Below are 13,952 nucleotides of genomic sequence, written 5' to 3' on the forward strand. Positions count from 1 at the left end.
CAAGAAAATAATAGTTGGTAATTAAACCCCAATTTTAATACCGGGCTCCCGGCTCTTGATTCTAACTTCTTGCTTCTCCTCCCTATATCAATATTTTTAAAATAAACAACAATAGTACGATCACCAGCATGCTAAACAGGTAATATTGTACTTTACCGCTTTGAAACTTACGTGCAAAATTGCCAATACTTTGCACTAGAGCGGCTAACAAATGCAAAAATCCATCAACAATATACTCGTCTGTCCAGGCGGCTAATTTGGCTATAGCGCCGCTGATACGCGCCAGCAAATGCAGCAAGCCATCCACAACCGTACGGTCGATCCAGAAGCAGGCGCTGCCCAGGCGTAATACCGGGTTTACAATAGCCCGTTTATATAAATTGTCGATATACCATTGATTGTAAGATAAACGGTAGAAATAGCCTCTTTGCGAAAAAGCAAAACCACTTTCCCAGGCATATATCCGGTAAGCAGTAAATAATACCAGCAAGCTGATCACATTAACACTAATGGGTACCAGGCTATGGTAGATACTTTCCCCAGTGTTATGGGTAGATGATCTTAATCCTTCAAATAACCACGCACGCTCATAGGATAGTGGATTGAACGAAAACAATGGAAATAAACAGCAAACAGCCAACAATATCAAAGGCAAGGTATACGGCCAATTGCCATCGCCCAGGTGCAGTTTAACATCCGGTTTGGTTTTCAACAACCTGAACTCGCCAAAAAAAACTTTAAATATGAGCCGGGCCACATAAAACGCGGTTAACCAGCTGGTGAGCAGTGCTATCACCGGGATAATCTTAAACCAGACATTCCGGCCGTCGCTCCATTCAAAAGCCTGTATCAGGATACCGTCTTTAGACAGATAACCCGAAGTAAGCGGCAAACCCACCAGGGCCAGCGCACCTATAACGGCGGCTATAAAAGTAACCGGCAGTTTTTTGCGCAGGCCACCCATGTGTGTGATATCCTGCGGATCGATATCCAGGTGATTATCATCCTTGATGTGCTGCATCTGGTGGATCACAATACCGGCCACCAAAAACAGCAGACATTTAAAAAAGGCGTGTGTCGCCAAATGAAACAGTGATGATGCATAAGCTCCTACCCCCATCGCCAGGATCATAAAACCCAATTGCGATATGGTGGAATAAGCCAGGATGCGCTTCAGATCGTTTTGCGTAAGTGCGATGGTTGCCGCCATAAACGCGGTAAAGCAACCGATGCAGGCCAGTATAGTGAGTTCCATTTCGGTGAACATGGGATACACTCTGCCCAGCAAAAATACCCCTGCGGCAACCATAGTGGCGGCATGGATGAGGGCCGATACTGAGGTTGGGCCTTCCATAGCATCGGGCAGCCAGGTATGCAATGGAAATTGGGCCGACTTGGCTGCTACGGCCAGGAAAATACCGGCACAGGCTACATATTGCCAGATGGCTGGTATTTGACTAACCGGGCCTGCCCACAAACCATTTTTTATAACAGCTTGCGCGATCAGGCCTTTCCCGGCAAAGATAGTATCCATATCAAAAGTATGAAACTGCGCAAACAGGATAATGATGGCGCTCAGCAAGCCGATATCGCCTACCCTGTTCATGATGAAGGCTTTTTTATTGGCTTGTACGGCCTTGTCCTTTGTAAACCAGAAACCGATAAGCAAGTATGATGAAAAGCCCACCAGCTCCCAAAAGGCGTAGAACAACACCAGACTATCTATCACCACCAAAGCCAGCATACTAAAGCAAAAGAAACTCAAATAGGTAAAATAACGGCTGCACCTGTCGTCGTGCTTCATGTACGCGGTAGAATAGATGTGTACCGGCAACGCGATAACCGACACCAGCAACAACATCAGTACCGAAAGATTATTGAGCAGGATGCCCGCATAAACCTGGGTTTGGCCAATGGTGAACCAAATACGCTGGGCATGTATCTGCGGGTGATTCCATACCGTTGCAAAAACTTTGGCAGATAATATGCAGCTTAACAAAATAGCTATAGTTGATATCCAACCTGCAGCTTTGCTTTTTACGGGCATACAAAAGTTGATCAACGCAGCAAGCAGCGGCAATGCTACGGCAGCAACCGTATAGTTTAAACTTTGTATGGAGTGTAAAAAGTTGTCCAATTTATTTGGTATCTATTTTAACAAATGAAGGCGTACGACCATATCCCATCACATATTTCAAGTTAAGATCCAGAACCTTGTCATCTGAAAACGATTCATATATTTTTCTTATCCTGTCGTCTGTTGAGGTAATATACTTTTCTCCATTAATAATAAAAGTTAAACCCGCATCACTTTGATGGTGCTTGTTCAGATACGTTTTGTATCCTGTTGAAAGCCGGCTTAACTTTTTTTGATATTGCTTAATGGCATAATTCCGGGTAACGGCAATTAAGGTAATTTTGCTTTTTAATGGATCTATAGTCGGTTTTTTATCATATTTTGAACTTAAAATACGGTTTCCCAGGTGAGCTATCTCCATTTTATTTGATCGCCTGCCATCTAAAAGATACTCTGTGATATCTTTTTCGCCCGGGGATGATTCCGCTGCAGATCTGCCAGTAACGTGGCCTTCTTTCATGGTGATCAGCATAGCGCCGTTTTTTCCTTTTTTCCCAAATACGGCCACTGCTTCAGTTGCCTTCAGCACTTTAAACTGAATAATATTATCGGTATTTAAGCTGTCTAATATACCAGTGTAGGCCCTGCCATTAACCGTAATGTATGATCTGTTGCTGTCGATAGCGGCGCTGCACATGATCATCTTCTTTTTGGGGCCATCAACATAAAATGTATCCCGTTTTTGCGCGAAGGCACCTGTACAAGCCAGTATGAAAATTATATATAACAGGCTCTTCATCATCAATCTTTTAATTTATTAATCTCATTCGGATCGATGGTTTTATACCGGCGATATACATTCAGGATAATAGCCAGTGCTACCGCCGTAGTGGCTGCGGCCAGCACAATGGCAAACAGGGCGAATATTTGTCCGCTGTTATTTACTTTATCATATTTACCAAAGGCCACCAGGTTTAAAATGGCAGCGTTCAGGATCAATTCGATGCCTATCAGTATCTGGATGGCGTTGCGTTTGGATACCACCATGTACAAACCTATACAAAACAATGCAACGCTTACTACCAGGAAATCGGTGAGTGTGATCATGCTTTGCCCTCCTTTCGTGATAAATGGGCCGAGCCTACCAGGGCTACAAGCAACAGGATAGATATGGCTTCGAAGGGCAACAGATAACGGGTCATCAGATTTACACCGATATTATCGATCATGATATCCGTAGGAGTGACCTCATTTTTTAAGCTGATCGCATCTTTAACCCATGGCAGGTTATTAACATCCGCTTTAAACACCACATTAACCAGCACAATAAAAAACAATACTGCTAAAATTATGGCAGGCAGCTTTTTTATGTTCAGGAATTTTCCTTCCTGCTTTTGTAGTACGTTGAGGGTTTCTTTGCCCGAAAGCATAAAGGCAAACAGGATGAGCACCAATATGCCACCCACGTATATCACCACCTGGGTTACGGCCACAAAATCGGCCAGGGCCAGTACATATAAGCCTGCAAGCGAAAACAGGGTCACAAAAAATACAAATATACTGCGCACCAGGTTTTTGCTCGATGCCGCGTACAATGCCGAAACTATGGCTATAAAACTTAGGAAATAAAAGAGTACGCGTACAAGGGTCATGCTTCCCCCTCCTTTTTTTGCATGGCAGCCAGTTTGGCTGCCTGCTTTTCGGCTTGTTGCTGATCAAACAAAGCTCGTTTTTCGGCAGCAACTTCGGGCGACATGTCTGAAAACTGATAAGTAAGGTCGCTTAGCTGGAATACCGTTTTATCATACTGATTGGTCATTACGATGCATTCCGTTGGGCACACGATGGTACACAGACCGCAATACATGCATTTGGCCATATCAATATCAAACTTAGCAGCGTACAAGCGTTTGGTAGTACCATCAGATGTTTGCCCGATGGCTTCCGTCGCTTTGATCGATTCGATATCGATACAATTCACCGGACATACTTTGGCGCACAGATCGCATACAATACAATCATCCATCTCCACATCGAGCTGATAACGGCCCACTTCGGGTACGGGCAGCTGTTGCTTAGGGTATTGAATAGTATTGGTACCCTCCAGTTGTTTAAAGTAATTATCGTCACTTACGGTTGTGATCTTTCTGTCGGCATTAGAGGCAAAAAGATGTTTTATGGTAAGACTTAAACCTTTCCATGCCGTAGTAAAACCGTTAATTAACCTTTTAAACATCGACCGTTGATTTGTATAATTACGTTGATTCCGCTGATTTTTATTCTTTTATCTGAACCTTGATTTTTAGGATTCAGGGATTACCTTGATTTCTTTTCTTATTTATTTTTTATCTTATTTCTTGATTCTTATCTCTTGCCTCTCTCCATTTACATTAACCATAGCCTCCACACACCCGATATCAGCATACAGGCAAAAGCCAGTGGCGTAAGCACCTTCCAGCAAAGGTTCATCAGCTGATCTACCCGGAAACGGGGCAGTGTCCACCTGATCCACATCTGTACGGCTACCAGCCCAAGGGTTTTCAGGCTTACCCACAAAATACCCCAGGCCATACCTGTTGTCCAAGTAGCCAGATGCGCCGGTCCTATGTTCGGCAAAGGCGTATTCCAGGCGCCCAGGAACAAGATAACCCCAATCATAGATACCAGGAACATCATCGAATACTCGGCCAAAAACACCAGGGCAAACCTGATGCCTGTAAACTCGGTATGGAAACCGGCTACCAGTTCTGATTCTGCCTCAGGGATATCAAAAGGTGCACGGTTACTTTCGGCCAGTGAAGCTATAAAATAGATTACAAAGGCGATAATGAGATGTGGAGCACGGAATATGTTCCAGCTAAACAGACCACCTATTTTCGTAACATCCCAAAAGCCTAAGAATTTTATTTTTTCGCCCGCCAGAATGCCCTGTTGCATAGCTACATCCTGCAGATTGAGGGTTTGCGCTATCATCACTACGGCTATAATGGCAAAACCTGCAGGTATCTCATACGAGATGATCTGCGCAGCGGAGCGCATAGCGCCCAAAATAGAATATTTATTGTTTGATCCCCAGCCTGCCATCAGAATGCCCAGAGTTTCTACCGAGATAATGGCAAATATGTAATAGATACCCAGGTTTATTTTGGAGGGGACAAGTCCCGGCGCCCAGGGCAGGGCGGCAAAGCCCATATAAACCGCAATAAAAATTACCGCGGGCGCCAGCATGAACAACCATTTATCGGCCGCCGCCGGGATGATGAGCTCCTTTTGGATCATTTTTAATATATCGGCCAGGGTTTGGAGCGAGCCAAACTTACCGGTTTCTGTTGGGCCAAGCCTGTCTTGTATAAATGCCGATATTTTGCGCTCGGCATAAACACCAAACAGCGCGAAAACGGCCGAAAAGCTAAACAACCCAATAGCTACAATAAAATATATCAGATAAGTATTCAAGGGGTCTATTTTGCTTAAACCGCAAACTTACTAAATGTTATACTATTTTAGGGAGGTAAGTTATATTAAGTTGGTGGGGATTATGGGGTAGTGAGTAGTCAGTTGGGAGTGGTGAGTGATCAAAGTTGAGTAATGATTGCAACAACACCTCTGATCGGGTGTCCTTATAATAATACTGCAGCAAATCATCACTCACAACTGACCACTCCCAACTCACTACTTAGCACTTCACCAGATCATTGGCAGATATAAAGGTCGACTTTACCGGGGCCGAGAAAAACAGTGAAGCGTGATGATCAAAATCGGCAGTATCATCTGTTGTGGTGAAAAAGTCCCTGGTTCCGCCGCGGCTTAAATTTGTTTCTATTTCGGGATGGCGCAGCAGGTAATCAACCAGGCTTTTGGCCACAATATCGCCCTGGCCAATCACTTTAACATGCGCGGGTAAATTGGCTTCTATTTTTTGCTGGATGATAGGATAATGTGTGCAGGCCAATAAAATGGTATCTATCTGCGATGACTGCGCCATGATCTGATCGAGGTATAATTTCACAAAGTAATCAGCTCCAGGCTGGTCGTACTCACCGTTTTCGATCAACGGAACCCAAAGCGGGCAGGCTTGCTGGTAAACCTTAATGTCAGGAAAAAAACGCTGGATCTCCAAAAGATATGAGCCCGATTGCACCGTGCCCTTTGTACCTAATACGCCAATTTCTTTGGTGCTGCTAAAGTCGCCCACCACCTCGGCAGTTGGGCGTATCACGCCGAGCACCCTCTTTGTAGGATCAACTGTTTTAAGATCCTGCTGCTGAATGGTACGCAGAGCTTTGGCCGATGCAGTATTGCAGGCCAGTATAACCAACGGACAACCCTGGTCAAAAAGCCACTGTACACACTCCCAGGTGTACTGATGAATGGTGTTGAATGAGCGGTTGCCATAAGGCGCCCGGGCGTTATCGCCCATGTATATATAGTCGTACTCCGGAAGCTTTTCAATAATTGATTTAAAAACGGTAAGGCCTCCAAAGCCCGAATCGAAAATACCTATAGGTTGACACATTCAATTAATGAATTAGTGATTTATTGAATTAGTGATTTATTTGTCAGAATCAGAATTTTAAAATGATCAGAATTATTTTGGAAACTCTAAAATTCTGATTCAGACATATACAAAAATAAAAAAAGCGCCGCGTAAATACGCGGCGCTTTTTTTTAAATGACTAATAGTTGATGCTTATTTTAATCCTAATTTCAATTTAACAGCAGCCATCAGGTCGTCAGCATCCGGAGATACCAATAAACTTACCTGTGAAGAATCCAATACATATGCGTATCCTTTTTCTTTGGCAACAGCGTTAACAGCAGCAGTAGCTTTATCAATTAATGGTTTACCCAACTCTTGTCTTTTTTGATCAACTTGTTGCTGAGCATTGTTTTGATAATCCTGCATGCGTTTTTGCATATCCTGTAATTCATTACCTTTTGCTGTACGTACTGCGTCAGTCATAGTACCCTGGTTTTTTTGAAACTCGGTACCTTTTGCAGTGTACTCATTATTCATGGTAGTAAGCTGATCAATAAATGTTTTTTGATAAGCCTGCATCTGAGTGGTCACAGTTTTAGTCTCAGGCATCATGTCAATTAATTGATTAAAATTAATGTGCCCGATCTTAGTCTGCGCATTGGCAAAGTTGCCCGCAAATAACATACCTACTGCAACTAAAGCAACTTTAAATAGTTTTTTCATTGTTCTTGTCCTGTGTTTAATAATAGTCTGTTTATTTATTCAAAAATTTATTTAGCAAATACTCCGGGTTTAAGCCCTAATTTAGTTACCACCTCATCGCTCCTGTTGTAGCGAGGATTGGCATACAGCATAATTACTTCGCTGTTTTTATCAAATATCATGTCCAGGTTATCGCCTTCGGCAATTGCTTGTACAGCTTTAGACACACGATCCTGGATTGGTTTAATCAAAGCGTTACTCTTTTGTGAAAGTTCACCATCGGGCCCGAATTTCTGACGCTGAAAATCCTTGGCGGCTTTTTCTTTATCAACAATTTCGGCCTCGCGGCGCTTTTTCATATCAGCCGTCATTAAAACCTGATCGGCCTGGTATGCTTTGTACAGGCGGTCAATTTCCTGAAAACGGCTGTCAACTTCTTTTTGCCATTGATCAGATAATGCTGCCAGCTGTTTTTGTGATGAGGCATACTCGGGCATATGTTTTAATATATACTCCGAATCAACGTAAGCAAACCGTTGCGCATAAGCTCCCGTAATTGCTGTTAACGTTAAAAACGCTATTAAAATTATCTTCTTCATATATCGCTGTGCAAATTAATTAAATCCGCCGGATAAACTCTGAGAAATTGTAAAATGGAATTGGCCTCTGTTTGCGTCAGGCTGACCTGGTATTTTATCAAATCCGTAACCATAATCTAATCCAAGCAAGCCAAATATAGGTAAAAATATTCTTGCTCCAACACCTACAGAACGCCTAACGTTAAACGGATTGAACTGGCTAAAGTTATTCCAAACGTTACCGCCTTCGGCAAAAGCCAATAAGAATATAGTGGCCGACTGACTGGCAATTACCGGGTGACGCAGCTCCATAGTGTATTTGTTATAGATGGTGCTACCGGTATTGGTATTTTGATTTTCGGTTGAACCTTCAGGCACTATCGAGAAGTTTTGATAACCCCTTAAACCGATGATCTCGCTACCTTGTAAAAACTGATAGCTCTGCATACCGTCGCCACCCAGTTTAAAGCGCTCAAACGGCGATGGGCCTACATCCTTATTGTACATACCCAGGAAGCCAAATCTTACTTGTGACATCAATACGAATTTACCAACCAGTTTAGAGAACCATTGCGCATCATATTTAAATTTATAATACTCCACAAAATGGTAGCGTTCCTCTGGGGTTGCTATTTTGTAGTTGATATTATTAAATAACGAGTATGGAGGGGTAGCCTGTATAGTAAGCTTCATATTTGAACCCTGAGTTGGGAAAATAGGCGCATCGATAGAGTTACGACTTAATTCCTGGGTTAATTTGATGTTATATGAGGTACCGTTGGTAAATAAATAACCGGTATAGTTATCCAGATTATAGTGATCGACGTTTAACGAGTAGTTTAACTGGAAGTAGTTATCCGGCCATTTTAAACGTTTACCCAAAGTTACACCAATACCGTTGATACGCAGGTTATTGTATAACGGGCTCGATTTAGGATAATACTGCCCGGTTGAGCTACCTTGTGTATATGCCGATAAAGCGAAATAAATAGGTTTTTTACCACCTAACCACGGCTCCGAGAAAGTAAACGAGAAGTTTTGATAGGTACGTCCGCTTGATTGGCCACGTAAGCTCAACTTCTGACCGTCGCCTTTTGGCAATGGTTTATATGCTTTGAGGTTGAAGATATTTCTTAACGAGAAGTTATTGAACGTTAAACCCAGGGTACCCACCAACTGGCCGCCACCAAAACCACCCGATAGCTCGATCTGATCTGAAGGTTTTTCAACTACGTTGTAAACCAAATCAACTGTACCATCCTGCGGATTGATGTTAACTGGTTTCGGCTCTGTTTTTTGCTCATCAAAGTTACCCAGCTGACCAATTTCACGTGAGCTGCGGATCAATAACTCTTTGTTGAATTTTTGACCTGGCTTGGTTTGTATCTCGCGCATAACCACTTTATCGTTGGTTACATCGTTACCTTTTAAGCTAACACGATTGATGGTGTACTGCGGACCTTCATAAACACGGATGTCCAAATCAACGGTATCATTGTAAACTTTAACCTGCACCGGATCGGCAGTATAGGTTAAATAACCATCATTAAGATATAATGATGAAACGTCGTCGTTACTTGGGGTTGGACCTACAAGCCTTTTATTCAGCTCATCCTCGCTAAATACATCACCCTTTTTAACGTGCAGTATCCTGTTGAGTAACTCGGTAGAGTATTTGGCGTTACCAGACCATTTCACATTACCAAAGTAATATTTAGGGCCTTCATAAACTTTAATTTTTACGTTAACAGTGGTTGCATCATGGCTCCATACAGAGTCGCTCACGATCTCCGCATCACGATAACCTTTCCCCTGCATTGATTCCACCAAGCTTTGCTTATCCTCTTCGTATTTATCCTGCTTGAATTTTTTAGAACCAAACAAGTTATACCATTTACGCTCCCTTGTTTTTTTCAAGAAGCCCTTCAGCTTTTTTGATGAAAATGCCTTGTTACCTTCAAAAACAACCTGGTTTATTTTTACCTTGGTTTTCTTATCAATGGCTACATCCAATATTACGCTGTTGGCATCTCCCGGATCTTTACGCTGGGTAAGTTTTACGGTTGTATTCAGGAAACCCTTTTCGCCAAAATGTTTTTTGATGATGGCCGTAGTGGTATTTATTAAATTTTCGTTAACGATTTTCCCGGTACGGTCATTCAGTTTTTTCTGTACATCTTCAATTTCACCTTTACGTATACCTGTGATATGCAAACGCGATAAACGCGGGCGCTCGGAAACGGCTATCTCCAGGTAAATGGTATCCATGTTTATTTTGGTAATGTTTAACTGTACATCATCAAATAAGCCCTGGGAATATAATGTTTTTATAACCTCGGCATTACGCTCGCCCGGCAGGTTGATACGATCGCCTTTGGTTAATTTTGAAAGCTGTATCAAAATATCCTTATCCAGATATTTAGCCCCACTAACAGAAATACCACCAATAATATAATCCCGGGGATTAAGATAACTTAAACTATCGGCCGGTATCGATTTGGTCAGTGTTGTTCTCGGAGCATTTGAAACCTGGGCAAACGCGGAGGTAACAAAAACAGAGAAAAGAATAGCAAAAAGAAATTTATACATTCGAATATTTTAGTGGGCTAAAATTAATTTATACAGTTGTTAAAAAGTGTTAAAAGAAAAAATTTAGTTAACCTGCTCACTTGTCATACCAAAACGGCGCTCGCGTTTTTGATAATCAAGTATCGCTTCGTACAAATCTTCCTTTCTAAAGTCGGGCCAAAACTTAGGTGTAAAATACAACTCAGCATAGGCAATTTGCCATAATAAATAGTTACTTATACGGTATTCGCCGCTTGTTCTGATTAATAATTCAGGATCGGGCATATCGCCGGTAAAAAGGTTATCTTCAAAAACATCTTCGTTGATGTCAGCTATCTGCAATTCGCCTTTTTGTACCTTAATAGCTATATTTTTAGCTGCACGCACAATTTCTCGCCTTGAGCTGTAGCTTAGCGCCAGCGTAAGTACTACCCCGGTATTTCCAGATGTTTTTTCCATAGCGGCCTTAAGTTCCCGGTTACATTTATCGGGTAACATATCCAGATCGCCTATGGCATTTAGTTTAATGTTATTTTTCATAAACCCGGCTATTTCTTTATGGATGGTACTAACCATTAATTCCATAATGGCCATAACCTCCAGCTTGGGCCGGTTCCAGTTTTCGGACGAAAATGTGTAGAGTGTGATGTATTTTATGCCTAATTTATCAGCGCCTTCAACAACATCCCTAACAGATGTTACCCCGTTATGATGGCCAAATACTCTTAATTTGCCTTTTTCTTTTGCCCAACGACCATTGCCATCCATAATAATGGCAACATGTTTTGGTAGCCTTAACAAATCAATCTGATCCAAATATCCCATACTGTTCATTATCAAAAGCTACTTTGTGAATGCCTGCAAAAGACATACTGGTGTTTTAATTTTATCAATGTTGTAACCAAATAAAATATTTGTTCAACGCCAACTCCCAAAAATAGCGCCCGGCCATACTATTGTAAAAATTCAATTTGCCGGTTTTTTCAGGGTACAAAGGTAAAACTTACTTTGTATTTTTTTAGTATGCGGTAGGAAAAGAAAATGTTATTATCAATAATGCACCAAAATGATGCAAAAAGCACACAAATAACAGGTTATGTACAGATTTATTACACTTATTTAAAACTCAAATGAAGAGGCCAAACATCAAAAATCATCAAATGATCATGATGCCCGGCCTCTTAATCTGCTTATTTAAGGTCGTAAAAGGAAGGTTGTTAATAAATCCCTTTTTGTTTAAGCATATCCGTATCGTGTGGGTCAATATCTACAATGGCATAAGAAGGCACATTGGTAATCGTAAGCTCATCCAAAACATTAACCAGGTTGCTGTACACCGAATGATCAGAAGGTTTCACCAGTACGATCATGCTTTTACCCGTTTTGTTATATATCACTTTGGCTGTTTCAAACAACACTTTACGAATACCGTCCTTATTAAAGCCGGTAATAGCAGGGGCAATTAACGGCTTTTTCAGCTCGCCCAGATAATACATCAGTTGGTTGTTTTTTCCCAGACATACGGTAAGGCTGCGACTGGCAGGCACAGCATCACCTGAGCCTACGGGCATGGCCAAATCCATCGCTTTGGGTTTTGCCAGGGTGGTGGTCATGATAAAAAAGGTGATCAGCAGGAATGCCAGATCAACCATAGCGGTAAGGTCAACCCGAAGGTTCATTTTTTTTCGCCCACGTGCCTTGCCTGTTTTTGGTGTTGAAGGATTTAATTCGGCCATGATCTTAAAGTTTAAGGTTAAATAATAAATGCCAGCTATTCTGGACGTTTACCTTTAAACGAAAAATTTAATTTCATTATTGTATTTTTAACAAAATTTAATTTTGTTAAAAATACAAATTACAGAATTATTAATAATAACAGCGTTGTGTGACGAAGGTGTAGGAAACAGTAAAGCCAAAAAAGAAATAAGTATCGCGCGGCTTAAAATCGCCACGTTGCGAGCCCATTGGGTTGAAGGGCTTGCCTACTTCTCCCGAACGGTCGGACAGAGCTCTTGACAGATTATTGGGCAGCTGACCAGGATTGGGGTAAACCTTGCTTACATCATCCAGATAATCGGTCATGGTATACCGGTAACCCAGATCGCCGGCTACCGTCCATTTACCATTAAAGTTATATTTTAAACCTACACCATAAGGAATTACGATGGTACTTTTGCTATAGGGGGATGATTCCCCTTCGGTTCTTAAATTCCGCAAACCATATGATCTTCCCTGATAATCAGTACGCGGCGCAAAAGCGGTTAAACCAATACCCGAGTATATATATGGTGTATACTTATGCGGGCCTGCATCAGGAATATAGTTCAAGAAATTGAACTCCCCGATAATGCTTATCTCCTTCAAAGGGTCGTTGAAACTCAAATTACGATCCCTGAACTGCTGACTGCCTGATTTACTATCGTCGGCACTGATCTTACCGTAAATAAAATTCAACTTGGCTGCAAAGTAGCCGTCAAAATTACGCTTTACGAATAAACCGCCAGAAATACCGCTTACTTTGATAGGATTATTGGGATTAAGATCACCGATATAGCCTGCGCCGCCAAGAGCACCGCCAACTTCCCAGGTTTGAGCCCGCAGTTGATAGGATATCAATAAAAAAAATAGAAGTGTTACAAATTTGGGCATTAAGCAAATTTAGTAATTACGGGCATCTAAGCCCCATAATAATTTGTTTCTTAACGTGGTTAAGTAACTTTCATTATTTAAACGTACCAAATTTAGCTGAAAATCGGCTTTTTGAACGTGAAATTTAACAGTTTGATCTAATGCGGCCACCCGCGAATCGCATGATACCAGGTAGTTCGCGCTGCGGCTCTCCACTTCAAAACACAGTTTGCTGTTATCTGGTATAATGATAGGCCGCACGTTAAGGTTATGGGGCGACACCGGGGTTAGCACAATACTGTTTGACTGCGGAAAGATAATTGGGCCACCGCAGCTCAATGAATAAGCTGTTGACCCGGTTGATGTAGATATAATGATACCATCGCCCCAATAGGAGTTTAAAAACTCATCGTTCAAAAACACATGGGTGATGATCATAGCGGCATCGTCGCGCTTATGAATGGTTACATCATTGAGGGCGAAATTATCCTCACCAAAAATTTTCATGGTTGAATCGATGGTGAGCAGCTCCCGACAATCCAAAGAAAATTCTTTGTTTACCACTGCATGTATAGCCGCGGTGATATCATTTTTATTGATGCTGGCCAGAAAACCAAGCCTGCCAAAATTAATACCGATAACCGGGATACCAGAATCGCGTATCACGGTTACCATATCCAACAGGGTGCCATCGCCCCCAAGGGTTAAAAAAAGATCAATAAACCCTTTGATGGAATTGGTATTTTCAAGTACGTTATATTTTACGCTGTTTATTTTGTCCTGCAGATATTCGTGCAACTGGTGATGAACATATATATCGACATTATGCTGCGCCAGGTTATCAAATACCTGCTGAATATATGGTATTACAGACGGATCATTAAACGGTCTGCCGTAAACTGCTATCTTCATTTGTTAG

14 protein-coding genes are annotated in these 13,952 nt (G+C 41.8%); all 14 read right to left on the reverse strand.

Annotated elements, in window-relative coordinates:
- Positions 1-82 precede the first annotated feature (82 nt).
- The 14 genes from nuoL to FHW89_RS17500 all read right to left on the reverse strand — a co-directional run bounded on the left by nuoL (position 83) and on the right by FHW89_RS17500 (position 13,945).
- A complete protein-coding gene (gene nuoL / locus FHW89_RS17435; protein ID WP_172336336.1) occupies positions 83-2,137 on the reverse strand; it encodes an NADH-quinone oxidoreductase subunit L in 2,055 nt (684 codons plus the stop codon).
- Between the two features lies 1 nt (position 2,138).
- Positions 2,139-2,879, reverse strand: a complete 741-nt coding sequence (locus FHW89_RS17440) for a hypothetical protein (protein ID WP_172336337.1) — start codon at positions 2,877-2,879, stop codon at positions 2,139-2,141.
- On the reverse strand, positions 2,879-3,184 hold the full coding sequence (gene nuoK, locus FHW89_RS17445; protein WP_216650607.1) for an NADH-quinone oxidoreductase subunit NuoK: 306 nt from the start codon (positions 3,182-3,184) through the stop codon (positions 2,879-2,881). Before nuoK ends, FHW89_RS17440 begins: the two co-directional genes overlap by 1 nt.
- Positions 3,181-3,729, reverse strand: coding sequence for an NADH-quinone oxidoreductase subunit J (locus tag FHW89_RS17450; protein WP_172336338.1), 549 nt, complete (start codon positions 3,727-3,729; stop codon positions 3,181-3,183). The genes nuoK and FHW89_RS17450 overlap by 4 nt, the downstream gene beginning before the upstream one ends.
- Entirely contained in the window at positions 3,726-4,313 is a 588-nt protein-coding gene (locus tag FHW89_RS17455; RefSeq protein ID WP_172336339.1) for an NADH-quinone oxidoreductase subunit I, read from the reverse strand. The genes FHW89_RS17450 and FHW89_RS17455 overlap by 4 nt, the downstream gene beginning before the upstream one ends.
- Positions 4,314-4,462: 149 nt before the next feature.
- Entirely contained in the window at positions 4,463-5,533 is a 1,071-nt protein-coding gene (nuoH, locus tag FHW89_RS17460; RefSeq protein ID WP_172336340.1) for an NADH-quinone oxidoreductase subunit NuoH, read from the reverse strand.
- Between the two features lie 220 nt (positions 5,534-5,753).
- Positions 5,754-6,593: a glutamate racemase gene (gene murI / locus FHW89_RS17465; RefSeq protein WP_172336341.1), complete on the reverse strand. Its 840-nt coding sequence runs from the start codon at positions 6,591-6,593 to the stop codon at positions 5,754-5,756.
- Positions 6,594-6,767: 174 nt separating this feature from the next.
- Positions 6,768-7,280 (reverse strand): OmpH family outer membrane protein, encoded by a 513-nt coding sequence (locus FHW89_RS17470; RefSeq protein WP_172336342.1) that lies wholly within the window; start codon positions 7,278-7,280, stop codon positions 6,768-6,770.
- A 47-nt stretch (positions 7,281-7,327) separates the two neighbouring features.
- Positions 7,328-7,858, reverse strand: coding sequence for an OmpH family outer membrane protein (locus tag FHW89_RS17475; RefSeq protein ID WP_172336343.1), 531 nt, complete (start codon positions 7,856-7,858; stop codon positions 7,328-7,330).
- 15 nt (positions 7,859-7,873) lie between these two features.
- Positions 7,874-10,426, reverse strand: coding sequence for an outer membrane protein assembly factor BamA (bamA, locus tag FHW89_RS17480; RefSeq protein ID WP_172336344.1), 2,553 nt, complete (start codon positions 10,424-10,426; stop codon positions 7,874-7,876).
- 63 nt (positions 10,427-10,489) lie between these two features.
- A complete protein-coding gene (locus tag FHW89_RS17485; protein ID WP_172336345.1) occupies positions 10,490-11,230 on the reverse strand; it encodes an isoprenyl transferase in 741 nt (246 codons plus the stop codon).
- A 392-nt stretch (positions 11,231-11,622) separates the two neighbouring features.
- Positions 11,623-12,141 carry a biopolymer transporter ExbD gene (locus FHW89_RS17490; protein WP_172336346.1) on the reverse strand — a complete coding sequence of 173 codons (519 nt, stop codon included), beginning with the start codon at positions 12,139-12,141 and terminating at the stop codon, positions 11,623-11,625.
- Positions 12,142-12,271: 130 nt separating this feature from the next.
- A complete protein-coding gene (locus tag FHW89_RS17495) occupies positions 12,272-13,054 on the reverse strand; it encodes a DUF6089 family protein (protein ID WP_172336347.1) in 783 nt (260 codons plus the stop codon).
- A gap of 9 nt (positions 13,055-13,063) precedes the next feature.
- A complete protein-coding gene (locus tag FHW89_RS17500) occupies positions 13,064-13,945 on the reverse strand; it encodes an NAD kinase (protein WP_172336348.1) in 882 nt (293 codons plus the stop codon).
- Positions 13,946-13,952: the final 7 nt, after the last annotated feature.

Origin of the sequence: Mucilaginibacter sp. SG564 (assembly GCF_013149275.1) — a bacterium.
Classification (GTDB): Bacteria; Bacteroidota; Bacteroidia; order Sphingobacteriales; family Sphingobacteriaceae; genus Mucilaginibacter.